Consider the following 24433-nt stretch of genomic DNA (forward strand, 5'->3'; position numbering starts at 1 on the left):
GCTGAAAAGTGAATAGGTCTTTAGCCAAGCGCAGCTGAAACGAGCCAGCGCTTGATCTGCGGCTGCGCGCCAACGAGCGCCATGCCCGTATTGCGCACCGCGCTTGCAAGCGTGCCGGGCACGGCAAAGAGTCTTTGCAGGCCATCGCACGCGATGGTCAGTTTTTGAATGTCCTCGCGGCGGGCGCGTTCGTATCGGCGGAGTAAAACCGGATCGCCCGCGGAACGGAAGGCTTCCTTGCCGGCGAGTGTATCCGCGAGCGCGGCGACATCGCGCAAACCCAGATTCATGCCCTGCCCCGCAAGCGGATGAATCAGGTGTGCAGCGTCACCGACCAGCGCCACACGCGGCCCGACCAGACGATCCACCGTTTGCAGCGCAAGCGGGAAACCTTGCGCCGGCGTCACGCATTCCAGCGTGCCGAGCATGTTTTGCGTGGCTTTCTCGACTTCGGCCGCGAGTTGCTCGGGATCGAGCTTCAGCAGGGCATCGGCATGATCGGCTTTCGCGGACCAGACAAGCGACACGTAATCGCCCGGCAACGGCAACAGCGCGATGATTTCGCTGTCGCGGAACCATTGGTATGCAGTTTCGGCGTGCGGTTTCTCGCACTTGAAATTCGCGACCACGCCGGTCTGCCGATATTCCCTCCGATGCATCTTCGCGCCCGTCTGCGCACGCACCCAGGAGTGCGCACCGTCGGCGCCGACCACGAGATCGGCTTCGAGCGTGTCGCCGTTGGCGAGCGTGAGGTGCGCGGCGTCATCGTGAATCACGAGGCCCTGCGCGCGCGAATCGATCCACGTGAGGTTCGGCTGGAAACGCAGCGCGGCATCGAGCGAACGTTCGATCAGCGACGACTCCGCAATCCACGCCAGTTGCGGCACGGCGGCCTGGAACGCGGAAAAGTGCAGTTCGGCGAAGGCATCGCCGAAAACGCGCATGTCCAGCACCGGCCCGAGCTTTTCACGCTCAAGTGCCTGCCAGACGCGCAAACGTTCGAGCAGCGCCTGCGAACTCGACGAAAGCGCGTAGATCCGCGAATCGAAGCTGCCGGCAGCGGGCGGCGTTGCGGCGGGCATTGCAAGCAATGCCGTACGCAAGCCGGATTGCGTCAGCGCGAGCGCCGCCGTCTTGCCGACCAGGCCGCCGCCAACCACGACCGCGTGGAAATTTCGAGAGTGGAAAGTCATGCGGGCATTATAGCCGCGGGGGTATTTCGAGATTTGATGCGCAACACGGTGTTTCGACCGTGGATCCCCGCGCGCCCAGCGTGCCGGGCCAGAGCGGTACAATATGGGTTTGTCCGGCCCGCAAGACGTGGCCGCCCGCTGCACAGCGAAATGCAGCGTTGACCCACGCGGCGCACGCCGTTTCACCAGTTCGAAGGATCCCATGAGCCTCCAATGCGGCATCGTCGGCTTGCCCAACGTCGGCAAGTCCACACTGTTCAATGCACTGACCAAGGCCGGCATCGCCGCCGAAAACTACCCGTTCTGCACGATCGAGCCGAACGTCGGCGTGGTCGAAGTACCCGATCCGCGTCTCGCCGCCCTGTCCGACATCGTCAAGCCCGAGCGCGTGGTGCCGGCGATCGTTGAATTCGTCGATATTGCCGGCCTCGTCGCCGGTGCGAGCAAGGGCGAAGGTCTCGGCAACAAGTTCCTCGCGAACATCCGCGAAACCGATGCCATCACGCATGTGGTCCGCTGCTTCGAAGACGAGAACGTGATTCACGTCGCGAACAAGATCGACCCGCTGGCGGATATCGAAGTCATCAACACCGAACTGGCGCTGGCGGATTTGTCGACGGTGGAGAAGGCGCATCATCGTTATGCGAAATCGGCGCGTTCCGGCAACGACAAGGAAGCAGCGAAGCTCGTGCCCCTGCTCGAAAAGATCCAGGCGCAACTCGACCAGGCGAAGCCCGTGCGCGGCCTGGACCTGAGCGAGGACGAACTTCTGCTGATCAAGCCGCTGTGCCTGATCACGGCCAAGCCGACCATGTACGTGGCGAACGTGAAGGACGACGGCTTCGAGAACAATCCGCATCTGGACGCGGTGCGCAAGTACGCGGAAGCCGAAAAATCGCCGGTGGTGGCCGTTTGCGCGGCTATCGAAGCGGAAATCGCCGATCTCGACGACGCCGACAAGCAAGAGTTTCTCGCCGATATCGGCATGGACGAGCCGGGCCTCGACCGCGTGATTCGTGCGGGCTACACGCTGCTGGGATTGCAGACGTATTTCACGGCAGGCGTGAAGGAAGTGCGGGCGTGGACGATTCATATCGGCGATACGGCCCCCCAGGCCGCGGGCGCGATCCATACGGACTTCGAGCGCGGCTTCATTCGCGCACAGACCATTGCGTTCGATGATTTCATCGCGTTCAAAGGCGAACAGGGCGCGAAGGAAGCCGGGAAGATGCGGGCCGAAGGGAAGGAATATGTGGTCCACGACGGCGATGTGATGAATTTCCTGTTTAACGTGTGATCTCTATTTTTGGGAGAACGCGGGACATTGGTCCGTTGGGTTCCGCGTTCTTTCTGCAAATCCCGGATCAGATCCGCGTCTCAGGCGGTGACACCCTATACCCGAAGTTTCATCTCGCGGACGAGCGCATCGACCTGTCCAAAGGCGTCGCGTTGCCACTGGTCCGGGGTCCGGTCGCCCAGTATCCTTGAATCCTCGACGAACTTCCGCACGGAGGTCGGCCCGTAGCTATCGACTTCGTCGAATTTTGCAGCAATGTACTGAAATCCCGCTACGCCGCTTGCATGCTCAAGCAGAGGCATGCAGTCTCCGGCCAAAGCCGCGATTCCGTCAGGATAGTTCCGGACACAATAGTAGATGTCATAGGCGTCCTTCGTCTTCAGGCGGCCGTTCAACGCATGTCCTTTCATCGCAAGCAAAGCGGGGATTGAACACACCGCGACTTCGACCTTGTTGCTGCCGCCATCCGGCATCGCCCCGGAAATTGCCACTAGCTGATAGAAGCGGGTTGCGAGGTCAGCGCCATCAGCACGCTGAACGGCAAAGTTATCGATCAGCGGCGGGATGTTTTTGACGATGTCCGCATGACGCGGCATCAGGAAATCGACAATTACACCGATGGCAGCGCCTCCGTCATTCGCTGGAACCTCTCGCACCAGCTGGAACCGCTTCAATCCTTCGCGTTGATGATAGCCATGGCGCATCAGGGCTTCTATCAGGGTGGTGTACTCGTTGTCTGCCAATGCCTCTGCGTTGAGGCTTAAGTCGACATCGAGCGTGCCTACGTGGCGCATCTCTTCGCTGTCGAGCAACAGCCATGGCACAGCTCCACCGATGACTGCGAACTTGCCTTTGAAAGTGCCAAGGACCTGTCCGATCTCCACCAGCACTGATTTAACGGCTGCCGTCGTGCGATCGTCGTAGTCGATTGCGGAATTCGGCTCCTGCGAGACTCTCATCACCATGTCATCCTTTCCTGACGTAAATACCGGGCCGCTTCCTCGCCGCGTTCACCTGCAAGAGTGAGATCCAGATACGTCTGGACCAGCCCTGTGCAGATTGCCCCGGGAGCCGGCTCGATTGTGTCGATGAACACACCCTGGTCTTTGGGTATCGTGACGACGATATTTTCGCCCTTCGACGCAGGTTCCAGATTGAGTGCCGATGTGAGCTTTCCCAACCCTCCTTCGGTCGCGTAGAAATAGTGCGTGCCGGTGCGCGCGTAGGGCGCGATCCAACCTGCCGCGGAGAACGAAGCAAAGGCAGCGCTCCCCCGGGTATCGGCTGCTCCCAGCGCACCGCGTGCTGCCTCGACAAGGGCGGTTCCATGCAAAGTCGTATAGAAGCTCCTTCGATCGCCGGGTTCAGGACTGTAGCTATCCCGCCACGAGTCCAGCAAAGCCGAAGGGTTTGAGAGGAACAACCCGTCTTTGTCTGTCTCGGCCCACTGACGGTCAAGTAAGCCTGTTCGAACATTGCTGACATGGCCCAAACTGACGCAGGCGGCGTCGGCGAGCGCTGTGACTCTCCAGCGCCGATCCGGTTCACGCAGCAAGATACGCAAAACCTGTGCAGATTTTGGCCTGAAAAGGGACTTGAGCTCGCGACGCTCTACGGACGGTTTATCCGATAACTGACGATCGATAAACACGGCCCCAAAAGCGAGTCGCGCATTTCCTTCCAGATCGATATAGCCAACTCCGCTTCGGTGGCACATTTCTCGGGTCGACGGCGAGAAGTACGGAGCAACAAGGACGGGCACAATATTGAGTCCTCCAATGGACAAGTGTTCGCGCGCCCGCAGTAAGCCAATATCCACGTATCGCGGTTGGCCATTGACCAGAACTTCGCAGGCCAACGTATAGGACTCGCCTCCGGTTCGTACGGACGCAGCGAGGTCGACTCGGCGATCTCCAATGCGCTGCTCCAGGCGCACACGTGCGATTTCGATAACAGGTATTTGTGCGAGCAACGTTTTCAGCGCAAGTTCAGCGGTTCGCAGGATGTCTTTCACTTTTTATCCGTGTTTCAACGTATGCTGAATGTCGCATCTCGAGTGAAAATCGGCAAGATAATTTTCACTGAAGCGATCAGTTTCAGCAAACGTTGAAAGTTTAACGAAACCGAAAGATTCGGCGTTCGCGTTCGCGCAACTAACACCACAGCACAATCGCTTGTTTTCACGGCCACTCCAGCCCGACGAATCCGACCTCGTTACCCAACAGTCCTACCGCAACCGCGACGGCCAGACCGTCATTCCCCGGCACATTCCCGCTCGGGCGTGACCCCGATGGCGCCACCGCCCGATGCCGCGACGGCACCTGGGTTTCAGCAGCCATCACAGCGGAACGTGCTCCCGGCACAGCGGCGCAGCGGTCTGGCGCTGAATCGCCGGACTCCACGCCGACCACCGGTATCCATCGAAGTACAATGTCGGCATGTTCCTGCTGCCTTGGGACACGCATCGTCGCGTATTGAATCGAGGTGCATCGCTGCAGCGGCTTGAAACGCCAGCCGCCGTCAGCCGAAGCCAGCCTCGAAAAGCAAAACCCCGAAAACCTCAAGACAACCGAATCCGCAAATGGCCCAATACGTCTTCACCATGAACCGCGTCGGCAAGATCGTGCCGCCGAAACGCCAGATCCTGAAGGACATCTCGCTGTCGTTCTTCCCGGGCGCCAAGATTGGCCTGCTCGGCCTGAACGGCTCGGGTAAATCGACGCTGATCCGCATCATGGCGGGCGTCGACAAGGAAATCGAAGGCGAAGCCACGCCGATGCCGAACCTGAACATCGGCTACTTGCCGCAGGAACCGCAACTCGACCCGCAGCAAACCGTGCGCGAAGCAGTCGAAGACGGTCTCGGCGACGTCTTCACCGCGCAAAAGAAACTGGACGACATCTACGCGGCCTACGCTGAGCCCGACGCCGATTTCGACGCCCTCGCCGCCGAGCAAGCCAAATACGAAGCCATCCTCGCAACGAGCGACGGCGGCACGCCCGAGCAACAGCTCGAAGTCGCCGCCGACGCGCTGCGTCTCCCCGCGTGGGACGCGAAGATCGAACATTTGTCCGGCGGTGAAAAACGCCGCGTGGCGCTCTGCAAGTTGTTACTGCAAAAGCCCGACATGCTGCTGCTCGATGAACCGACCAACCACCTGGATGCAGAATCCGTCGATTGGCTCGAGCAATTCCTGACGCGTTATCCAGGCACGGTCGTCGCCGTGACCCACGATCGCTATTTCCTCGATAACGCCGCCGAATGGATTCTCGAACTCGACCGCGGCCACGGCATTCCGTGGAAGGGCAATTACAGCAGTTGGCTCGACCAGAAGCAGGACCGGCTGAAGCAGGAAGAATCGTCGGAATCGGCGCGTCAGAAAGCGCTGAAGAAGGAACTGGAATGGGTGCGCCAGAACCCGAAGGGACGTCAGGCGAAATCGAAGGCGCGTATAGCGCGGTTCGAGGAACTCAACAGCCAGGAATACCAGAAGCGCAATGAAACGCAGGAGATCTTCATCCCGGTCGGCGATCGTCTGGGCAATGAAGTGATCGAATTCAAGAACGTCAGCAAGGCATATGGCGACCGTTTGTTGATCGATAACCTCAACATGAAGATCCCGGCGGGTGCGATTGTCGGAATAATCGGGCCAAATGGCGCAGGGAAATCCACATTGTTCCGCATGCTCACGGGTAAGGAGCAGCCGGATTCGGGCGAGATCGTGACCGGCCCGACCGTGAAGCTGGCTTACGTGGATCAAAGTCGCGACGCGCTAAATGGCAACAAGACCGTGTTCGAAGAAATTTCGGGCGGTGCGGATGTGCTGACCGTGGGCAAGTATGAAACGCCGTCGCGGGCGTATATTGGCCGGTTCAACTTCAAGGGCGGCGACCAGCAGAAGACGGTCGGCGCATTGTCGGGCGGTGAGCGTGGCCGGTTGCACCTGGCAAAGACGCTGATTGAAGGCGGCAACGTATTGCTGCTGGATGAACCGTCGAACGACCTGGACGTGGAAACGCTGCGCGCGCTGGAAGACGCGTTGCTGGAATTCGCAGGATCGGTGCTCGTGATCTCGCACGATCGCTGGTTCCTTGACCGCATCGCAACGCACATCATCGCGTTCGAAGGCGATTCGCAAGTGACGTTCTTCGATGGCAACTATCAAGAGTACGAAGCCGACAAGCGCAATCGTCTCGGTGACGAAGCCGCGAAACCGAAGCGCCTGCGCTACAAGCCGATCATCCGCTAAACGCGGCAGATCGAGAATAACGACCAACAACGCATCGGCTCGCCGCCCGTGCGCGGCTTGATTTGGAGACATCGGGATGGCGGGTTCGAAGGCGCAGCGCGTGGTGCTGTGGGCGGGCGCGGTGATCGTGATTCTGCTGCTCGCGGCGGGCGGCGGCTGGCTGTACGTCATGCACGAGATGAAGGCCCGTGTCGTGGAAGCGCTCGGGCCGCTCGGATCAGTCGAAGATGTCGATGTCGGTTACTCGCGGATCACGCTGAGCCGTCTGCGTTTGCGCGGCCCGCAGGGCTGGCCCACGGAAGACGCATTGCGTGCCGAACGCGTGACGCTCAACGTCGATATGCGCTCCGTGCTGACCAGCACGCTGCATCTGCGTCACATCACGGTCGATGGCTTTTATCTCTCGGTAGCGCGTTTCCCGGACGGCCGTGTCGACCTGCTTCCCAACCTCAAGCAGTCCACGCGCGAGGCGCAAGCCAGTTCAACCGAAGCCGCCGAGCATGCGCGCGAAGACCGCCTGATCGATCATGTCTCGTTCGAGCGCGGCGCCATGGAATTCTTCGACGAATCGGTACAACAGCCGCCGTATCGGATCCTGATTTCAAATGCCCGCGCAACAGTTGACAACTTGCATCTCCCCGCGCTCACGGAGCCGACCAAGCTCGACATGACCGGCTCGATCAAAGGGCAGTCGCACACGGGAACGGTTGCGTTCAACGGCTGGATGAAGATTGCGAACAAGGATTCGCAGACGCATACGACCTTGCGTAATGTCGATATCGCCACGCTCGATCCGTATCTGATGAAAAAGGCCGGCGCGCGCACCACGGTGACCGGCGGCACGATCGATCTCACGCTCGACGCCACCGTGCAGAATTACACGATCCACGCGCCGGGATCGGTGCTGCTGAACCATTTACAGTTATCGGATAACGGGAATCCGCTCGACACGTTCCTCTCCATCCCCACGAAGATCGCAATCGCGGCGTTGAAGAATCACGATCAGATCAAGCTCGACTTCGAACTCGATGGCAACCTGCGCGATCCAAAGTTTTCGCTCAACGAAAGCCTGACGAAGAAACTCGCAGCAGGTTTCGCGAAGGCGCTTGGCGTGAATGCGGAAGGCGTCGCCAGGAACGCGGGCGGGGTGGTCAAGAACATTGGCGACGCGCTGAAGAATCTGTTCGGGAAATGATCAGACTGGCAAGCCGAGCGCTCGCAGACGCGCTTCGTTCTGCTCCGCGTTCGTGTGATGCACGGCGTTCCAGCCGAGTGCGGTCGCGGCGGCGATGTTCTTCGCGTTATCGTCGATGAAAACGACTTCCTGCGGTTGAATGCCCGGAAAATGCCGGTCGATTTCCTTCCACATCAACGCGAAAATCGCCGGATCGGGCTTCGCAACCAGCACGCGTCCCGATACCACCACTTCCCGAAAACGCTGCAGCACCGGAAAACGTTCCCACGCCCACGGGAAGGTTTCCGCCGACCAGTTGGTCAGCCCGAACAGCGGAATATCCGCCGCTTCCAGCTTGTCCACCAACGCTACGCCGTCTTCCAGCACGCCCGCCACCATCTCCTGCCAGCGCTCGTAGAACGCGCGGATCAGCGCCTCATGCTCGGGAAACTTCGCGATCAACTCGGCGTTGCCATCGGCTATGGTCTGCCCCGCGTCCTGCTGCAGCACCCAGTCCATGTGCACGACGTTGTCCATGAACCAGCGCCGCTCAGCCGCATCCGGAATCAGGCGGCTATACACGTACTCGGGATTCCAGTCGATCAGCACGCCGCCGAAATCGAACACCACTGCCTTGATCGCCATGCGCTTTGAGCTCCGTTAAATAGCCTGCGTGCGTTTTTCGAGCCACGTTTTTGCCGCGCCGGAAACATGCGGCGAAACGCGTTCAAGCACAGTTGCGTGATAGTCGTTGAGCCACGCGCGTTCGTCGTCGCGCAGCAAGGTGAGGTCGATGCAGCGTGTATCGATCGGACACAAGGTCAGCGTTTCGAACTTGAGGAAATCGCCGAATTCGGTTTTGCCGGCGGCTTCGTTCATCACCAGGTTTTCAATGCGAATGCCCCATTTCCCCGGCCGATAAAGCCCCGGCTCAATCGACGTGATCATGCCTTCTTCCATCGCCGTGAAAGGCTCGGCCGGTGCGTAGTGCGAGATGACCTGCGGACCTTCGTGCACGTTCAGGAAGTAGCCCACACCATGTCCGGTTCCATGCCCGTAGTCCGCGCCCGCTTCCCAGATGGGCGCGCGGGCGATGGCATCGAGCATCGGCGAACGGATGCCGCGCGGGAAACGGGCGCGCGACAACGCGATCGTCCCTTTGAGCACGACGGTGAAGTCGCGCTTGTGCTCGGCGGTGATCTTGCCGATGGGCACCACGCGCGTGATATCCGTCGTGCCGCTCAGGTACTGCCCGCCTGAATCGATGAGCAACAAACCGTTGCCTTCGATCACAGAATGCGAGTCGTCGGTGGCGCGGTAATGCGGCATCGCGCCATTTGCGTTGAACCCGGCGATGGTCGCAAAACTCAGCGTGACGAAACCCGCGCGGCGAGCGCGCGCGGCTGTCAGTTTTTCATCGATGGTCAGTTCCGTGATCGTCTCGCGCCCGAGCGCGTCTTCGAACCACGCGAAAAACTCCGCAAGCGCCGCGCCGTCCTGTTCCATGGTGGCGCGAATGTTGACGGCATCGGCGGCGGTCTTGCGCGACTTGGCGAAGGTCGACGGATTCACCGACTCCACGATCTTCACTTTCGCCGGCACTTTCTCGAGCGAGCCGAACGTGACGCGGCGCGGATCGACGAGCAACGTGGAGCCTGCCGGCAACGCGGCAAGCGCATAGCCGGTTTTGGCGTATGGTTCGACATACACGTTGTCTTTCAGCAGCGACGCTTTCAATTCGGCGGGGATTTTTCCATCGCCGACGAACAATGCCGCGTCATCCAGCCCGATCAACGCATGCGCGACGAACACAGGGTTGTAGGTGACGTCGGCGCCGCGCAGGTTGAAAAGCCACGCGAGGTCGTCGAGGGTGGAAATGAAATGCCATTGCGCGCCTTTCTCGCGCATCACACGGCGAACATCGGTTAATTTATCCGCGCGGGACACGCTCGATTGGGGCGCAACGTGCTCATAAACGCTGTCCGACGGCAAACCCGGCCGCTCCGGCCAGACGGCATCGAGCAGATCCAGATCCGTGCGCAACACGATCCCGCGCGCTGTCAGCGCGTCCTTCAACGTGCGTGCGGCGGCTACGCCGAGCACGGTGCCGTCGACGGAAACCGTATCGCCCGCCGCAACATTTTCGGCAAGCCAGTCCACGTGAGGCGCCGACTGCTGGCCGGCCATCATCTTCACAAGCGTGATGCCGGTGCCGGCGAGTTGCGCTTCAGCTTGCGTCCAGTAGCGGCTATCGGCCCAGACGCCGGCGAAATCGGGCGTCACGACCAGCGTTCCCGCCGACCCGGTGAATCCTGACAGCCACTGCCGCGCCTGCCAGCGCTCGGGCAAATATTCCGAGATATGCGGATCCGACGACGGCACCAGCACTGCGGCCAGCGCCTCGCGCGCCATGACACCGCGCAGCAGCTCGATTCGCCGGGCGAAGGTCTCGGCATTGGGGGAATTCAGTCGATCGTTCATGGAGTCACCTGCAGAAATTATTTAACGCCGCGCCGCCAGCCCGACCGCGACGCTCACCGCGACGAGCGCGACCAGCGCGCACGCCAGCCACTCGAGCGAATCGCCATCGTGAAAAGCGCCAGTGACGTTGCCCAACATCTTCGCGACGACTGCGCCAAGGACGGCGGCAGCCAGGGCCAGCCAGAAACGGCCGGCGCGTTTTGCGCCCGACCGGCGCAAGGGATGCAGCCACCAGCCCGCCAATCCGATCACGAGTCCGAGAAAAACGATGCCAAACCAACCCATCAGGAATTCATCCGGACCGAATTCAGACTAAACCTATGTGTCGAATCGGATGGGTGAACTAGCATTTTCAATCCTGTGTTATTAGAAGGTTTGGAAGGCGCTCGCAGCGCAGCGGTTGAGTTTAGGGGGCTGGAATGGCGATGGCAAGCACACGCCGCGCCGTGCGGCCCTCTTACTCGAAGCACGCGGCGGCGTAAGAAATCATGCGAATCGCCATCATCGACGCGGACGTTCAGCACGCCGCACTCATCCGCCGGACTCTCGTCCTGGACGGCCATTTCTGTCATTTCTTCCCGACTCCGCCGGCGCTGCTCGACCGTATGCGGCACGACACGTTCGACCTGCTGATCACCGCCAATGAAACGCGCGACATGATCGGCGCGGAAATCATCGAACGGGTCCGGCATCTGGCGCCGCAGCTTCCCATCGTGCTGATGGCATCGAGCCAGAGCGAGGCCGACGTGGTGGCGTGCCTGAAGGCCGGCGCGGACGACTGCGTCTCGAAACCCGTGCGCTTCGACGAACTCGCCGCCCGAGTGGAAGTGCTCGCCCGGCGCAGCATGGTGCGTACGCCCGCAGCCGAGCATTTCGGCGACTACCGGTTCAATTCGTCTGAACTGAGCGTCAGTTTTGCTGACCAGCGGGTTCTGCTCACGCCGAAGGAGTTCCGCTTCGCACGGCTGTTGTTCACCAACCTGTCGCGCGCCGTGTCACGGGCCCACATCATAGAAGTAGTGTGGCCTCGGGGCAGCGACATGGCGTCGCGCACACTCGATACCCATGCATCGCGCCTGCGCTCGAAATTGCATCTTCGTCCGGAAACCGGATACCGGCTGACGCCGCTTTACGGCTATGGCTACCAACTGGACCGGATCGAAGCCTCGGAAATGCCAGGCGGCTTGTCTGGCATGGGTTTCGCCGGAGGTCCGCCGGGAGGAACTGAAGAGTTTCGTGAAAGGCTATAATATTGGGTTAATTCTTAGGCATTTTTAAAGGCCATCAGCTCAGGCCCACAACATGCAGCTCCTCGCGATCGGAATCAACCACCACACTGCGCCTGTCGCCCTGCGCGAACGCGTGGCGTTTCCGCTCGAACAAATCAAGCCGGCCCTCGGCGCGCTGAAGGACCTGTGGCTCGGGTCCATGGGCAAGGCGGCGCCGGAAGCCGCAATCCTCTCCACGTGCAACCGCACGGAGCTGTATTGCGCGACCAGCGACAAAGCGGCACGCGACGCCGCCGTCCACTGGCTTTCGAAGTATCACAACTTGCCAGTCTCCGAACTCGCGCCGCACGTGTACGCGCTGCCGCAGTCCGAAGCCGTTCGGCATGCGTTTCGAGTCGCCTCCGGGCTCGATTCCATGGTGCTCGGCGAGACGCAGATCGTGGGGCAGATGAAGGATGCGGTGCGCACCGCCTCCGAAGCTGGCGCGCTTGGCACGTATCTCAATCAGTTGTTTCAGCGCACGTTTGCCGTCGCCAAGGAAGTCCGCACGACGACCGAAATCGGCGCGCAATCGGTTTCCATGGCGGCTGCCGCCGTGCGTCTCGCGCAGCGGATCTTCGAAAATATCTCCGGCCAGCGCGTGTTGTTCATTGGCGCCGGCGAAATGATCGAGTTGTGCGCGACCCATTTCGCCGCGCAAAAGCCGCGTGAACTCGTGGTGGCAAACCGCACCGCCGAACGCGGCGAGAAACTCGCGGATCGTTTCAACGGACGCTCCATTCCGCTGTCTGAGCTTCCGGCACGCATGCATGAGTTCGACATCATCGTGTCGTGTACGGCGTCCACCTTGCCCATCATCGGGCTGGGCGCGGTCGAGCGGGCGGTGAAAGCCCGCCGCCACAGGCCGATTTTCATGGTCGATCTCGCCGTACCACGCGACATCGAGCCAGAAGTGGGCGAGTTGCAGGACGTGTTCCTCTATACCGTCGACGATCTCGGCGCGATCGTGCGCGAAGGCAGCGCGTCGCGCCAGGCGGCGGTGGCGCAGGCCGAGTCGATCATCGACACACGCGTGCAAGGTTTCATGCAATGGCTGGATGCACGCAGCATCGTGCCGGTGATCCGTCACATGCACACGCAAGCCGATGCCCTGCGCCGCGCCGAAGTCGAACGCGCTCGCAAGATGCTCGCGCGCGGCGAAGATCCGGCAGCCGTGCTCGAAGCGCTGTCGCAGTCGCTTACCAACAAGCTGATCCATGGTCCCACGCACGCGCTCAGCCGTGCCAGCCATGAGAACCGCGACCAGCTCATCGAATTGATGGGTGGACTCTACAAACACGGCCATCCGGTGGGATCGAACGATCCCACGGAGAATTAGCGCCCCTCGCCCGCCTTTAGCGGTTACAGCCGCCGTCTCGTCTTCAATAGCGCCGTATTTTTCGGCCGCTTTCCTGATCGCAGTCTTCCCCGGAGCCTCGCTCCAGCACCCCATGAAAACGAGCATGCAAAGCAAGCTCGACCAGCTCACTACCCGGCTGGCCGAACTCAATGACCTGATGAGCCGCGAAGATGTGACCGCCGATATGGATCAGTATCGGAAGATCACGAAGGAAAATGCGGAGATCGGGCCCGTGGTCGAGCAATACGCGTTGTGGCGCCAGGCAGCGAACGACGAACGCACCGCCCAGGAACTGCTCACAGATCCTTCCATGCGCGACTTCGCAGAAGAGGAGATCGGCGAGGCGCGCGAGCGGATGGCGGCGATCGAACGCGATCTGCAAGCCATGCTGCTGCCGAAAGATCCCAACGACGACCGCAATATCTTCATCGAAATCCGCGCGGGCACGGGCGGCGATGAATCCGCGTTGTTCGCCGGCGACCTGCTGCGCATGTATCTCCGATACGCAGAGCGCAATCGCTGGACGGTCGAGATGATGTCGGAAAGCGCGTCGGATCTGGGCGGTTACAAGGAAGTGATCGTGCGGATCGCGGGGCTCAATGTGTATTCGAAGCTGAAGTTCGAGTCGGGCGGGCATCGCGTGCAGCGGGTTCCGGCGACCGAAACGCAAGGGCGCATTCACACGTCGGCGTGCACGGTCGCAGTGATGCCGGAAGCCGATGAAATCGGCGAGGTCGTGATCAATCCGGCCGACTTGCGCATCGATACCTTCCGCGCTTCGGGCGCGGGCGGCCAGCACATCAACAAGACCGATTCGGCCGTGCGCGTGACGCACTTGCCGACGGGCATCGTCGTGGAATGCCAGGACGACCGCTCGCAGCACAAGAACAAGGACCGTGCGCTGAAAGTGCTCGCCGCGCGGATCATGGACAAGCAGTATCACGAGCAGCACGCGAAGGAAGCCGCGACGCGCAAGAGTTTGATCGGATCGGGAGACCGGTCGGAGCGCATTCGCACGTATAACTTCCCGCAAGGGCGGATGACGGATCATCGGATCAACCTGACGCTCTACAAGCTCGACGCAATCATGGACGGCGATATCGGTGAACTCGTGGCCGCGCTCGTCAGTGAACATCAGGCCGAGTTGCTGGCCGCGCTGGGCGATGCCGAATGACAACCGTTGCCGGGCTCTTGCGGGCATCACCGTTGCCTGCGCTTGAAGCGCGGATCCTGCTCGAGCATGTGCTCGGCTGGCGGCGCACGGAACTGATCACGCGCGATGACGAGGAACTGCCCGAGGAAAGCGTCGACCGCTTTGAAGCGCTTGCTCGACGACGGACGGATGGCGAACCGATCGCGCAGCTTGTTGGAACGCGCGAGTTTTTCGGGCTGTCATTCGATGTGACGCCCGATGTGCTGATTCCCCGCCCCGAAACCGAATTGCTGGTCGAGATCGCTTTGGCGAAGATCGAGGGAATGCACGAGCCACGCGTGCTCGATCTCGGTACGGGCAGCGGCGCGATTGCTGTCGCGATCGCCTCGTCCCGCCACGACGCAAAAGTCTGGGCCGTCGATCGATCCGCGGAAGCGCTCGCGGTTGCGGCCGCGAATGCATCGAAGTTGCTCGGCATCGACCGGTCGCTGACCTTCGTCCAAAGCAACTGGACGGAGGCGTTGGACCCGGCGCAGCGGTTCGAAGTGATCGTGAGCAATCCGCCGTACATCGCGCAAAACGATCCGCATCTGGCCGAAGGCGACCTGCGTTTCGAACCGCGCGCCGCCCTCACCGACGAAGCCGACGGACTCAGCGCAATTCGCACGATCATCCAGACGGCGCCGTTTTTTCTCGCCGCGAATGGTTCTCTGTGGCTGGAACACGGCTACGACCAGGCGGAGGACGTCCGGGCGCTGCTGACGGCGCGCGGCTTCTCGGATGTCCGTTCCGAATACGATCTCGCCGGAATCGAACGCGCCAGCGGCGGCGTGTTCGCGGCATGAGCTCGGGCGCGCTCAAGCTGCGCCGATTGAAATCCGCTATCATTTCAGACACGTTGGCGCATAAATCTCGCGCCGCTCGACCCCCAAATCAACCCGCATTACAACGCATCGCAGGAAAGACCATGGATACGCAAGAACGCATCAAGCAAATCGTCGATGTAGCACCGGTCGTGCTGTTCATGAAAGGCACGGCGCAATTCCCGATGTGCGGTTTCTCCGGCCGCGCCATTCAGGTCCTCAAGGCTTGCGGCGTGACCGAGTTGAAGACGGTCAACGTCCTGGAAGACGAAGGCGTACGCCAGGGCATCAAGGAATTCTCGAACTGGCCGACCATTCCCCAGCTTTATGTGAAGGGTGAGTTCATCGGCGGGTCGGACATCATGATGGAAATGTACGAATCGGGCGAATTGCAGCAATTGTTTGCCGCTGCCTGAGTCTGTCTCGAGCTTGGTAGCCGACCGTACTTCGCCCTCCGACCCCGTACCGCGACGGCTGATCGTCGCGATCACCGGCGCCACGGGTTCGATCTACGGCGTGCGACTGCTTGAAACGCTGCGCCGCCTCGGCGGCGTGGAAACGCACCTGTTGATATCGAATGCGGGTTGGCTGAATATCCAGCACGAACTGACACTCGATAAATCCACCGTCCACGCGCTCGCGGACGTCGTGCACAACGTGCGCGATGTCGGCGCAAGCATTGCATCAGGATCGTTTGCGACGGACGGCATGATCGTCGCGCCCTGCTCCATGAAAACGCTGGCGAGCATCGCGCTGGGGTTATCGGACAATCTCATCACCCGCGCGGCTGATGTCGTGCTCAAAGAACGCCGGCGCCTTGTTTTGATGGTGCGCGAGACGCCGTTCAACCTCGCGCATCTGCGCAATATGACGTCCGTCACCGAAATGGGCGGCGTGATTTTTCCGCCGCTGCCGGCGTTTTATCACCGGCCGGGTTCTATCGATGAAATGGTCGATCAGACGGTGGATCGCGTCATCGACATGTTTGCTGTCGGGCGTCCCATCGCGACCGCTTGGCCCGGCCTGAAGAACGCCGAGCATTAACAACAGGCGCGACACAATTCATCTCCTCAGCGACCGTTTATCAACGCGCTGAGTAGCCGTATATTCATGGCAACCACTCGTATAGAGGCTCGCTGCCATGTCCCGGCTTCCTACCGTCTTCATCTCCCACGGTGCACCGACACTGCCTATCGACCCGTCGATGCCATCGGCGGAGTTCGCTTCGTTCGCTACGCGTTTCGAGCGCCCGCGTTCAATCCTCATGCTCTCCGCTCATTGGGGCACGGCGCAGCCGGTCGCGAGCATCGCGGAACAACCGGAAACCATCCATGACTTTTATGGCTTTCCGCGAGCGCTGTACGAGATCCGCTACCGCGCGCCCGGCGCGCCTGAACTCGGAAAGCACGCCGCTACGCTTTTGACGCAAGCGGGCATTGCGTCGGCGGTCACCGAACACGGCCTGGATCACGGCGCGTGGGTTCCGTTGTTGCTGATGTACCCGGATGCGGCCATTCCGGTCGCGCAACTATCGATACAACCGCATCTCGATCCGGCGCACCACTACCGCATAGGCCGTGCGCTGCGGGCATTGCGCGACGATGGCGTGATGATCGTGGGCTCGGGCCAGATCACGCACAACCTGCGTACGGCCGATTTCGGCGCGCGGCCGGAAGACGGGGATCCGCGTGTGACGGAATTTACGAACTGGTTCGAAGACAAGATGGCGAAGCGGGATATTGCGGCGCTGCTGGACTATCGGAAACAGGCGCCTCATGCCGTCCTGATGCATCCGACCGATGAACATCTGCTGCCGATTTTCGGCGCATTGGGCGCTGCGGGCGACGATTTCGGACTCGATATTCACTCGCTCGGCACATTCCAAAAAACGCTGGCCATGACGAATTACGTTTTCGGCGACGCTTGATTGACGCAAAACACGTCGATTTGCCGCGAATGAAAAAAAACCCGCCTGCAAGTCCAGGCGGGTTCCTATGGTCAGGTATTCAAGCCGTCAATTCAATGACCGATACCTTCCAGGATTTCATCGTGGCTTTCACGCTCTTCGAGATATTGCGTCCTGTACCCGGTATGCACGCCCCAATAATAAAACGCGAGCGCGAGAACTGCCACAAGGGCCATATCCCAGCCATACGGCAATAATCCACGGCCGCCGAATTCCTTGCTGCCGATCAGCGATAAAACCGCCATAGACGGCAAATATGCCACCAGCCACCACGAGGCTTTCAGGTCATTTCCCCAAGTATCGAAACCAGTTTTAGCCTGATAGTAGAAATAAACTGGCAGCGCAACCACCATCAACACGATGATTTCACCGGTCAGCGGCCATTTCGCCCAATACAACACTTCAGACGCGCACACGAACGCGAACGGCGCAATGATGCTCATGCCCGGAATCGTCAATGGCCGATGTAAATCCGTCGCCGCCCGGCGCAACGCCATCAGGCTGACCGGTCCGGTCAGATAGGAGATCACGGTGGCAACCGAAATCACCGCCGCCAGCGAGCTCCACCCGCGGAAGAAGAACATGAAGATGAACGCGATGATCAAGTTGAAGAACATCGCCGGACGCGGCACGCCGTAAAGCGGATGCACGCTGCCCAGGAACTTCGGCAACGTGTTGTTACGTTCCATTGCGTAGATCATGCGCGACGTGGTCGCCATATACGTGGTGCCGGTGCCGCTGGGACTCACGAATGCATCGACATAAAGCAGGAACGCAAGCCAGTTGAGGTTCAGCGCCAATGCCAGTTCTGCAAAAGGCGAAGCGAAGTTGAAATGGCTCCACCCTTTCAGCACATCGCCTGGACTTACCGCGCCGATATAGGCGACCTGCAGCAGCACATAAATAACCAATGCAAGCAGGATCGAACCGATCACCGCAAACGGAATGCTCTTGGACGGATTGCGGGCTTCACCGGCCAGATTAACCGGACTCTGGAAACCGTTGAAACTGAAGACGATACCGCTGGTCGCCACTGCGGTTAATACCGCCGACCATCCATAAGGTGCGAAACTCGACGCCGTACCAAAGTTTTCCGAATGAAAACCGGTAAGCATCAATCCCAAAATTGTCGCGCCGGGGATAATGAACTTGAAGACGGTAATCATCGAAATGGCGCGAGCAAATAATTTCACGCCCCAATAATTCAAAAGGAAATAGACGATCACCAGCAACGCCGATAAACCCAACCCTATCGGCGTTAGAGATTCATCGACATATAGCGCATGCGCCCACGCATAAGGCCATGTGCTCATGTATTGGATCGATGCCTCCGCTTCAATAGGAATCACCGAAACAATCGCGATCCAGTTCGCCCATGCGCTGACGAATCCAACCAGCGCGCCATGTGAATAGCGGGCATATCGCACCATGCCGCCGGACTCAGGGAACATTGCGCCGAGTTCCGCATAAGTGAGCGCAATGGCGAGAATCACGAGCGCGCCGATCACCCATGCCACGATGGCAGCGGGCCCCGCAATCTTGGCCGCCTTCCAGGCGCCAAACAACCAGCCAGAGCCGATGATGGAACCCAGACCCGTCAGCAGCAACGCAACTGGTCCGATGTTCCGTTGAATAGAACTTTTCACTCCATCTCCTTGAGTCAGCAAACTTCCAATCGACAAGTGCGGGTTGATGAACTTGTACGTACTTTTCGGTTCAATCCCCTTCCTCGCACCAGCGTGGCGCGTAGTTTAACGGCTGTCGAAGCAATGTGTTGTATGAGGTTTCCTAATGACACATGATTTGTGTCTGCATCGGCAAACATCGAGAAACGAAAGACTTGTAAGATTAACTTTCGATGTCCGACGATCACGCCTCACAAGAAGCGAACCGTGTCTCAAAAAACCCCAAATTCCGGTCGATTATTATTTGACCTCGTGTTTGATTGGCCGTATAAACCCTCTTGCAGGATTTCAAGCGCGAGTGAATTGGTCTTTCGTAATTCGCCCAGTACGGTACTCCGGTTGGTCCCATTGCCCCTTCCTTGATTTTCATGCACATTCGGGCCTCGGCCTTATTCAACATCTTTAGGAACACGTAACATGGAAACCGGTACCGTCAAGTGGTTCAATGACGCAAAGGGCTTTGGCTTCATCACGCCGGACGGCGGCGGCGAAGATCTGTTCGCTCATTTCTCCGAAATTCGCACGGAAGGCTTCAAGACGCTTCAGGAAAACCAGAAGGTTACCTTTGAAGTGAAGACTGGCCCAAAGGGCAAACAAGCTGCAAACATCAAACCGGCTTAAGTTTTAGTCGGTTTGATTCAGCAAAAGAAAACCCCGCATTCGCGGGGTTTTTTCTTTTTACTTCACGGGTTTATGCGGAGTCATCGAGAAGCGGCTTTAATTTATCCAAACAACAATTTAGCAATTAATACCGATTAACCGAATAGCCGCCGCGCATAGATTCCGAGTCCGGTTGCAACGCTCGCGAGCCGATCGCCGAAAACGGCCTCGGCTGCGGGAAATGCGCTCGATATCGACTGCGAAAGAAAGCTGAGGCCGGTGGAACCGCCCGTGAAGTAGACCGCGCTTACATCGGCTGGAGCAACGCCCGCGCGACGCACCGTCTCCTCGGCGGCTTGCGCAATCCGGCGCGTTTCGTCCAGCCCTGCATCGACGAGTTGTTGCGCCGTAAAGCCGATGCGCAGCGCCTCTTCGACCTCCTCCATGCCGATGGTGGTCTCGCCGCCCGCGGCGACATCGATCTTCGCGGCTTCCGCGTGCGATGCCAGCGCATGGCCCAGGCGCCGGTCGACAACGCGCATCAGCCGGTCGTGATGCCGCTGATCGCTGTAAAGATGCCGCATCAATTGCAGTTCGCCCACGCGTTTCGGCCCGTAGACCGTGTTGATCAAATGCCAGGTGGCGAGATCGAAATAAACGCGATTCGGCACTTCGCGGCCTTCCGGCGCAATCGACTGGTAGCCGAGTTCGCGCAGGATCGTCGCAAGTTCGACGCGCCGGTCGAAGTCCGTACCAGCCACGTGCACGCCGTAATGTGCGAGCACGTCGTCTTTACGCGACAACTTTTCAGCGCGCTCCGGCCCGACTCGCACGAGCGAGAAGTCCGACGTACCACCGCCAATGTCCGCGACCAGGACCAGCGCTTCTTTTGTGAGACTCGCCTCGTAGTCGAAAGCCGCCGCGATCGGTTCGTACTGGAAGTGGATGTCCGTGAGGCCAATGGCCTTTGCCGCAGCCTGCAACTGGTTCTGGGCGAGTTGATCGGCGCGCGGGTCGTCATCGACGAAAAATACCGGGCGGCCGAGCACGGCGCGGGTGATCGGCGTGCTCGACACGGCTTGCGCCTTCTGCTTCAGGTGCTGGAGGAACAGCGTGATGACATCGACGTAGCGAATCGCGGAACCGTCGCCGAGATCCGTGCTGGTCTCGGCGAGCGGCGAGCCGAGAATACTTTTCATGGAGCGCATCAAACGGCCGTCGAAACCGTCGATATAAGCCTCGAGCGCCGCGCGCCCGTAGGTCTGCTCGTCCTCGTCAGTGTTGAAAAACACAGCGGTCGGCAGCGTGGTGGCGTTGCCTTCGACCGGAGCAAGCCGGATCGATGCCCCGTCAGGCAAAGCGACCGCTGAGTTCGACGTGCCGAAATCGATCGCGCAATAAGTCATGGGGTGAGCGACGGCAGCGTGAACCCCGCCGAGCATCGCAAACAAAAAGTGGAGCGCGTTTTTAGCACGTAACGCGCTGCACTTCAACCGGCGATCAAAAACATCTGCGACGGTACGGTTTTTGCTCGAAAACCCGGTAATTAGTACGCTACCGGCATGCATCGGGCCGGATTTTTCCCACGCACCCGGCCAAATGCATGAACGACACCACCGCAGTCTCCGACGTTGACCAGGACGACAAGGCGTCCGCAACGATCATCGAAACGGATCTTCCCGGGCGGCTCGACAGGTTGCCGTGGGGGCGGTTTCACACGTTGATCGTGGCGGCGCTCGGTATCACGTGGCTGCTCGACGGGCTCGAAGTCACGCTGGCCGGTGCTGTGGCGAGTGCGCTCAAGGCGAGCCATGTGCTGAAATTTTCCAATGCCGACGTCGGCATTGGCGGCAGCGCCTACATTGCCGGCGCGGTGGTCGGCGCACTGGGTTTCGGCTGGCTCACCGACCGGCTGGGGCGCCGGAAACTCTTTTTCATCACGTTGTTTCTGTACGTGGCCGCGACCGCTGCAACCGCGTTTTCCTGGGATCTCGCGAGTTTCGTGCTGTTTCGGTTTCTTACCGGCGCGGGTATCGGCGGCGAATACACGGCGATCAACTCCACGATCCAGGAATTCACGCCCGCTCGCGTGCGCGGCTGGACGGACCTGGCAATCAACGGGACGTTCTGGGTCGGCGCGGCGCTGGGCGCCGCCGGCTCCATCGTGCTGCTCGATCCGGGCCTGCTGCCGCCCGATTACGGCTGGCGGGCGTGTTTTCTTATCGGTGCGATTCTCGGGCTGGCCATTCTCTTCATGCGCATGTGGGTGCCCGAAAGTCCGCGCTGGCTGATCACGCACAACCGCGTGGACGAGGCGAAGGAGATCGTGGAAGGGATCGAGGCGAAGTTCCGCGAGCACGGCGTGACGCTTTCGACCGATCCCATCAAGCCGCTGCGCCTGCACGTACGCGATCACACGAAGCTGAGCGAAGTGTTCCAGTCGTTGTTTCATTCTCACCGGCGCAGGTCGCTGGTCGGATTGACGTTGATGACGGCGCAAGCTTTCTTCTACAACGCGATATTTTTCACCTACGCGCTCGTGCTGACGGAGTTCTACCACGTGCCGGGCGACCACATCGGCTGGTACGTGCTGCCGTTCGCCGCGGGCAATTTTCTCGGGCCGCTCGTTCTCGGCCGCCTCTTCGACGTCCTCGGCCGGCGCAAGATGATCGCCTTCACCTACGGCATGTCAGGCATCCTGCTGACCATCAGCGGGTACATGTTCGAGCAGGGCATGCTGACCAGCACCACGCAGACGATCTCGTGGATGGTGATTTTCTTCTTCGCGTCGTCGGCGGCAAGCTCGGCGTATCTCACCGTCAGCGAAACTTTTCCGCTGGAGATTCGGGCGTTGGCTATCGCCATTTTTTATGCGTTTGGGACGGCGCTGGGGGGGATTGCCGGGCCTGCGCTGTTCGGGCGGCTCATCGATACCCATCAGCGCGGCGCCGTCTTCACGGGCTATCTGATCGGTTCTGCGTTGATGATGCTGGCAGCGGTCGTTGCAGGGGTCTGGGGGGTGTCGGCCGAGCGCAAGTCGCTGGAGGAAGTGGCGCGGCCGTTATCGTCGGCGGAGGATTGATGCGTCCCTCGCAACGAGGGACGTAGAACCGAAGCTTATTTGAACGCCTTGCCCCAGGCACCGTCGAATGCGATTTCACTCAGCGCCACGCGCGCACGCGGCGCGAGTTCACGTTCACGCAGGGCGTCGTCGAGCGTGGCCGGGTCGCCCGGATGGCCTACGGCAATCATCGCGATGACTTCGACGTCGTCCGGCGGCGAGAAGGTTTCGCGGAACGCATTGGTGTCGAAACCGCTCATCTGGTGCGCGACAAGCCCGAGTGAATGCGCCTGCAGCGCCAGCGAGAACGCGGCCGCGCCCGTGTCATAAGGCGCCGTGCGGTTCACTTCTCCCTTCGATGTCAGCGTCTTCGCCAGCACGCAAACCAGTACCGGCACGTTGGCGTTCCAGCCCTGATTGAACGGGACGAGCGTGGCGAAGGCCTTGTCGAACGCGGCTTGATCGTGGCTCCGGTCAAAGACGACGAAGCGCCACGGCTGCATGTTGTACGAAGACGGCGCCCAGCGCGCGGCTTCCAGAAGACTGTGCAACTGCTCGCGGCTTACCGCCTTGTTCGATACCGCCCGCGGGCTCCATCGGCCGGCGAGCAACGGGTCGATAGCGACTTCGGTAGGAGCGATTTTTTCAGTCATGCGAGATCCTCGTTCGAGTGGGTTATCACAACAACACGAGCAGCACGCTGGAAACGCGCGCCGCAACCGCCATAGGATAACCAAGCCCGCGACGCCGTGCTGCCGCCCGGAATCCGAGTCCACCTCAAACCTTACGTTGCCACCGCCTGAATCCGCCGCGACGCCTTGTTGATGCGCAACACCATCACGGCCGCGACAATGCACAGGCTGCCCGAAATCATGGTCGCGACCGTGTAGGTGCCGAGGCTCGCGCGCAGCATGCCGCCGCCCAGCGCCGCAAATGCCGCGCCAAGCTGATGCGCCGCGACGACCCAGCCGAATACGATCGGCGCTGATTCCTTGCCGTAGACATCCGTGGCCAGCTTGACCGTGGGCGGGACGGTCGCGACCCAATCGAGTCCGTAGAACACGGCGAAGATCGGCAAGCCGTAGAAATCGATGCCGAACGCCTGCGGCAAGAACATCAGCGACAACCCGCGCAAGCCGTAGTACCAGAAGAGCAGGACGCGAGCATTGAAGCGGTCCGAAAGCCAGCCGGAAAGCGTCGTGCCGAAAAGATCGAAGATGCCCATGGCCGCAAGAAGGCCCGCGCCCTGCACTTCGCTCATGCCGTGATCGGCGCACATCGCAATCAGATGCGTACCGATATACCCGTTCGTACTTGCCCCGCAGATGAAAAAACTGCCGGCCAGGAGCCAGAAATCGCGCGTCTTGCTCGCCATGCCGAGCGTGCCGAACGCGAGCGCAATCAAATTTTTCTGCGCGACGGGAATGGGCGGCGGCGCGTCGGCCGGTTCGCCGAACGGGCGCAACACGAGATCCGACGGACGTTCCGGCAGCAGCCACGCGACCAGCGGCAACGTGAGCGCCGCAGCGGCGGCAACCACCAGCACGACCGGCCTCCAGCCAAAATGCTCGGCAATGGCCGCGAGCACTGGCAGGAACACCAGTTGGCCGGTCGCTGAACTCGCTGTGAGAATGCCCATCGCGAGGCCGCGATGCGTCGTGAACCAGCGATTGACCACCGTCGCTGCCAGCGTCATTGCGGCAACTCCGGTTGCGCCCCCCACCAGGACGCCCCAGACGAGCACCATCTGCCAGGGCGCTGTCATCAGCGACGACAACGCCACGCCCGTCGCCAACGTAGCAAGCGCGACCAGCACGGTCGGCCGCACGCCGAAGCGCTGCATGGCGGCAGCAGCGAATGGTCCGGTCAGCCCGTACAAGGCAAGGTTGATGGATATCGCGAGCGAAATGGTCGCGCGGCTCCAGCCGAATTGCTGCTCGAGCGGCAGCATCATGACGCTCGGCGTCGCGCGTGTGCCGGCGGCGGCCAGCAACACCAGGAACACCACGCCCACCGATATCCACGCGTAATGCATGCGGCCCGAAAGCCGCCGTGCTGCCCAATTCATGCTTCGCTCCGGTTT

At 60.5% G+C, this 24433-nt stretch carries 23 protein-coding genes; 12 read left to right on the forward strand and 11 right to left on the reverse strand.

The genetic code is table 11. From position 1 onward, the window contains the following. Positions 1–20: 20 nt before the first annotated feature. Complete coding sequence (locus AX768_RS13515; protein WP_062000385.1) at positions 21–1193, reverse strand: UbiH/UbiF family hydroxylase; 1173 nt, start codon at positions 1191–1193, stop codon at positions 21–23. A gap of 202 nt (positions 1194–1395) precedes the next feature. Here AX768_RS13515 and ychF point away from each other — a divergent pair, with 202 nt between their 5' ends. After that, positions 1396–2490, forward strand: a complete 1095-nt coding sequence (ychF, locus tag AX768_RS13520; RefSeq protein WP_062000386.1) for a redox-regulated ATPase YchF — start codon at positions 1396–1398, stop codon at positions 2488–2490. A 95-nt stretch (positions 2491–2585) separates the two neighbouring features. Here ychF and AX768_RS13525 read toward each other — a convergent pair whose 3' ends face one another. From AX768_RS13525 to AX768_RS33250, 3 genes are all read right to left on the reverse strand, one after another. Continuing rightward, positions 2586–3455 carry a nucleotidyl transferase AbiEii/AbiGii toxin family protein gene (locus tag AX768_RS13525; protein WP_062000387.1) on the reverse strand — a complete coding sequence of 290 codons (870 nt, stop codon included), beginning with the start codon at positions 3453–3455 and terminating at the stop codon, positions 2586–2588. Then, positions 3449–4504 (reverse strand): type IV toxin-antitoxin system AbiEi family antitoxin, encoded by a 1056-nt coding sequence (locus tag AX768_RS13530; RefSeq protein WP_062000388.1) that lies wholly within the window; start codon positions 4502–4504, stop codon positions 3449–3451. The genes AX768_RS13525 and AX768_RS13530 overlap by 7 nt, the downstream gene beginning before the upstream one ends. A 166-nt stretch (positions 4505–4670) precedes the next feature. Continuing rightward, a complete protein-coding gene (locus tag AX768_RS33250; protein WP_172811950.1) occupies positions 4671–4829 on the reverse strand; it encodes a hypothetical protein in 159 nt (52 codons plus the stop codon). Positions 4830–5071: 242 nt separating this feature from the next. Here AX768_RS33250 and ettA point away from each other — a divergent pair, with 242 nt between their 5' ends. After that, positions 5072–6739 (forward strand): energy-dependent translational throttle protein EttA, encoded by a 1668-nt coding sequence (ettA, locus tag AX768_RS13535; RefSeq protein ID WP_062000389.1) that lies wholly within the window; start codon positions 5072–5074, stop codon positions 6737–6739. A 76-nt stretch (positions 6740–6815) separates the two neighbouring features. Next, positions 6816–7934, forward strand: coding sequence for a DUF748 domain-containing protein (locus AX768_RS13540; protein WP_062000390.1), 1119 nt, complete (start codon positions 6816–6818; stop codon positions 7932–7934). Here AX768_RS13540 and AX768_RS13545 read toward each other — a convergent pair whose 3' ends face one another. The 3 genes from AX768_RS13545 to AX768_RS13555 are packed head-to-tail and all read right to left on the reverse strand — an operon-like array spanning position 7935 to position 10679. Continuing rightward, on the reverse strand, positions 7935–8558 hold the full coding sequence (locus AX768_RS13545; protein WP_062000391.1) for an HAD family hydrolase: 624 nt from the start codon (positions 8556–8558) through the stop codon (positions 7935–7937). 15 nt (positions 8559–8573) lie between these two features. Continuing rightward, positions 8574–10394, reverse strand: a complete 1821-nt coding sequence (locus tag AX768_RS13550; RefSeq protein ID WP_062000392.1) for an aminopeptidase P family protein — start codon at positions 10392–10394, stop codon at positions 8574–8576. Positions 10395–10415: 21 nt separating this feature from the next. After that, the gene (locus AX768_RS13555) at positions 10416–10679 is read right to left on the reverse strand and encodes a hypothetical protein (RefSeq protein ID WP_062000393.1); all 264 of its coding nucleotides are present in this window, start codon (positions 10677–10679) and stop codon (positions 10416–10418) included. A 203-nt stretch (positions 10680–10882) separates the two neighbouring features. Between AX768_RS13555 and AX768_RS13560 the strand changes: the two genes are divergently transcribed. The 7 genes from AX768_RS13560 to AX768_RS13590 all read left to right on the forward strand — a co-directional run bounded on the left by AX768_RS13560 (position 10883) and on the right by AX768_RS13590 (position 16965). After that, entirely contained in the window at positions 10883–11644 is a 762-nt protein-coding gene (locus AX768_RS13560; RefSeq protein WP_082778829.1) for a response regulator transcription factor, read from the forward strand. A 52-nt stretch (positions 11645–11696) separates the two neighbouring features. Beyond that, a complete protein-coding gene (gene hemA / locus AX768_RS13565; RefSeq protein ID WP_062000394.1) occupies positions 11697–13001 on the forward strand; it encodes a glutamyl-tRNA reductase in 1305 nt (434 codons plus the stop codon). Between the two features lie 112 nt (positions 13002–13113). After that, a complete protein-coding gene (gene prfA, locus AX768_RS13570) occupies positions 13114–14196 on the forward strand; it encodes a peptide chain release factor 1 (RefSeq protein ID WP_062000395.1) in 1083 nt (360 codons plus the stop codon). After that, positions 14193–15020 carry a peptide chain release factor N(5)-glutamine methyltransferase gene (gene prmC, locus AX768_RS13575; RefSeq protein WP_062000396.1) on the forward strand — a complete coding sequence of 276 codons (828 nt, stop codon included), beginning with the start codon at positions 14193–14195 and terminating at the stop codon, positions 15018–15020. Before prfA ends, prmC begins: the two co-directional genes overlap by 4 nt. A gap of 122 nt (positions 15021–15142) precedes the next feature. After that, positions 15143–15454, forward strand: coding sequence for a Grx4 family monothiol glutaredoxin (gene grxD, locus AX768_RS13580; protein WP_062000397.1), 312 nt, complete (start codon positions 15143–15145; stop codon positions 15452–15454). 13 nt (positions 15455–15467) lie between these two features. Beyond that, complete coding sequence (locus AX768_RS13585) at positions 15468–16082, forward strand: UbiX family flavin prenyltransferase (RefSeq protein ID WP_062000398.1); 615 nt, start codon at positions 15468–15470, stop codon at positions 16080–16082. Positions 16083–16179: 97 nt separating this feature from the next. Next, a complete protein-coding gene (locus AX768_RS13590) occupies positions 16180–16965 on the forward strand; it encodes a DODA-type extradiol aromatic ring-opening family dioxygenase (RefSeq protein ID WP_062000399.1) in 786 nt (261 codons plus the stop codon). A gap of 92 nt (positions 16966–17057) precedes the next feature. Here AX768_RS13590 and AX768_RS13595 read toward each other — a convergent pair whose 3' ends face one another. Next, complete coding sequence (locus tag AX768_RS13595) at positions 17058–18650, reverse strand: APC family permease (RefSeq protein ID WP_062000400.1); 1593 nt, start codon at positions 18648–18650, stop codon at positions 17058–17060. 456 nt (positions 18651–19106) lie between these two features. On the opposite strand from AX768_RS13595, the gene AX768_RS13600 reads away from it, so the two are divergent. Next, positions 19107–19310 (forward strand): cold-shock protein, encoded by a 204-nt coding sequence (locus tag AX768_RS13600; protein ID WP_060858913.1) that lies wholly within the window; start codon positions 19107–19109, stop codon positions 19308–19310. A gap of 134 nt (positions 19311–19444) precedes the next feature. Here AX768_RS13600 and AX768_RS13605 read toward each other — a convergent pair whose 3' ends face one another. Next, on the reverse strand, positions 19445–20695 hold the full coding sequence (locus AX768_RS13605) for an Hsp70 family protein (protein ID WP_062000401.1): 1251 nt from the start codon (positions 20693–20695) through the stop codon (positions 19445–19447). 197 nt (positions 20696–20892) lie between these two features. On the opposite strand from AX768_RS13605, the gene AX768_RS13610 reads away from it, so the two are divergent. Continuing rightward, positions 20893–22371, forward strand: coding sequence for an MFS transporter (locus AX768_RS13610; protein ID WP_062000402.1), 1479 nt, complete (start codon positions 20893–20895; stop codon positions 22369–22371). Positions 22372–22406: 35 nt separating this feature from the next. Here AX768_RS13610 and AX768_RS13615 read toward each other — a convergent pair whose 3' ends face one another. Together AX768_RS13615 and AX768_RS13620 are read right to left on the reverse strand one after the other, a co-directional pair. Beyond that, positions 22407–23003, reverse strand: coding sequence for a nitroreductase family protein (locus tag AX768_RS13615; RefSeq protein ID WP_062000403.1), 597 nt, complete (start codon positions 23001–23003; stop codon positions 22407–22409). A gap of 131 nt (positions 23004–23134) precedes the next feature. Then, positions 23135–24418 (reverse strand): MFS transporter, encoded by a 1284-nt coding sequence (locus AX768_RS13620; protein ID WP_062000404.1) that lies wholly within the window; start codon positions 24416–24418, stop codon positions 23135–23137. Between the last annotated feature and the right edge of the window lie 15 nt (positions 24419–24433).

Source organism: Burkholderia sp. PAMC 28687 (genome assembly GCF_001577465.1).
GTDB lineage: Bacteria > Pseudomonadota > Gammaproteobacteria > Burkholderiales > Burkholderiaceae > Caballeronia.

Excerpts from the sequence above, each read along its gene's own strand:
- AX768_RS13515 (WP_062000385.1), bottom strand. The coding sequence starts at position 1,193 with ATGACTTTCCACTCTCGAAATTTCCACGCGGTCGTGGTTGGCGGCGGC.
- ychF (WP_062000386.1), top strand. The coding sequence starts at position 1,396 with ATGAGCCTCCAATGCGGCATCGTCGGCTTGCCCAACGTCGGCAAGTCC.
- AX768_RS13525 (WP_062000387.1), bottom strand. The coding sequence starts at position 3,455 with ATGGTGATGAGAGTCTCGCAGGAGCCGAATTCCGCAATCGACTACGAC.
- AX768_RS33250 (WP_172811950.1), bottom strand. The coding sequence starts at position 4,829 with ATGGCTGCTGAAACCCAGGTGCCGTCGCGGCATCGGGCGGTGGCGCCA.
- ettA (WP_062000389.1), top strand. The coding sequence starts at position 5,072 with ATGGCCCAATACGTCTTCACCATGAACCGCGTCGGCAAGATCGTGCCG.
- AX768_RS13540 (WP_062000390.1), top strand. The coding sequence starts at position 6,816 with ATGGCGGGTTCGAAGGCGCAGCGCGTGGTGCTGTGGGCGGGCGCGGTG.
- AX768_RS13545 (WP_062000391.1), bottom strand. The coding sequence starts at position 8,558 with ATGGCGATCAAGGCAGTGGTGTTCGATTTCGGCGGCGTGCTGATCGAC.
- AX768_RS13550 (WP_062000392.1), bottom strand. The coding sequence starts at position 10,394 with ATGAACGATCGACTGAATTCCCCCAATGCCGAGACCTTCGCCCGGCGA.
- AX768_RS13555 (WP_062000393.1), bottom strand. The coding sequence starts at position 10,679 with ATGGGTTGGTTTGGCATCGTTTTTCTCGGACTCGTGATCGGATTGGCG.
- AX768_RS13560 (WP_082778829.1), top strand. The coding sequence starts at position 10,883 with ATGCGAATCGCCATCATCGACGCGGACGTTCAGCACGCCGCACTCATC.
- hemA (WP_062000394.1), top strand. The coding sequence starts at position 11,697 with ATGCAGCTCCTCGCGATCGGAATCAACCACCACACTGCGCCTGTCGCC.
- prfA (WP_062000395.1), top strand. The coding sequence starts at position 13,114 with ATGAAAACGAGCATGCAAAGCAAGCTCGACCAGCTCACTACCCGGCTG.
- prmC (WP_062000396.1), top strand. The coding sequence starts at position 14,193 with ATGACAACCGTTGCCGGGCTCTTGCGGGCATCACCGTTGCCTGCGCTT.
- grxD (WP_062000397.1), top strand. The coding sequence starts at position 15,143 with ATGGATACGCAAGAACGCATCAAGCAAATCGTCGATGTAGCACCGGTC.
- AX768_RS13590 (WP_062000399.1), top strand. The coding sequence starts at position 16,180 with ATGTCCCGGCTTCCTACCGTCTTCATCTCCCACGGTGCACCGACACTG.
- AX768_RS13600 (WP_060858913.1), top strand. The coding sequence starts at position 19,107 with ATGGAAACCGGTACCGTCAAGTGGTTCAATGACGCAAAGGGCTTTGGC.
- AX768_RS13605 (WP_062000401.1), bottom strand. The coding sequence starts at position 20,695 with ATGACTTATTGCGCGATCGATTTCGGCACGTCGAACTCAGCGGTCGCT.
- AX768_RS13610 (WP_062000402.1), top strand. The coding sequence starts at position 20,893 with ATGAACGACACCACCGCAGTCTCCGACGTTGACCAGGACGACAAGGCG.
- AX768_RS13615 (WP_062000403.1), bottom strand. The coding sequence starts at position 23,003 with ATGACTGAAAAAATCGCTCCTACCGAAGTCGCTATCGACCCGTTGCTC.
- AX768_RS13620 (WP_062000404.1), bottom strand. The coding sequence starts at position 24,418 with ATGAATTGGGCAGCACGGCGGCTTTCGGGCCGCATGCATTACGCGTGG.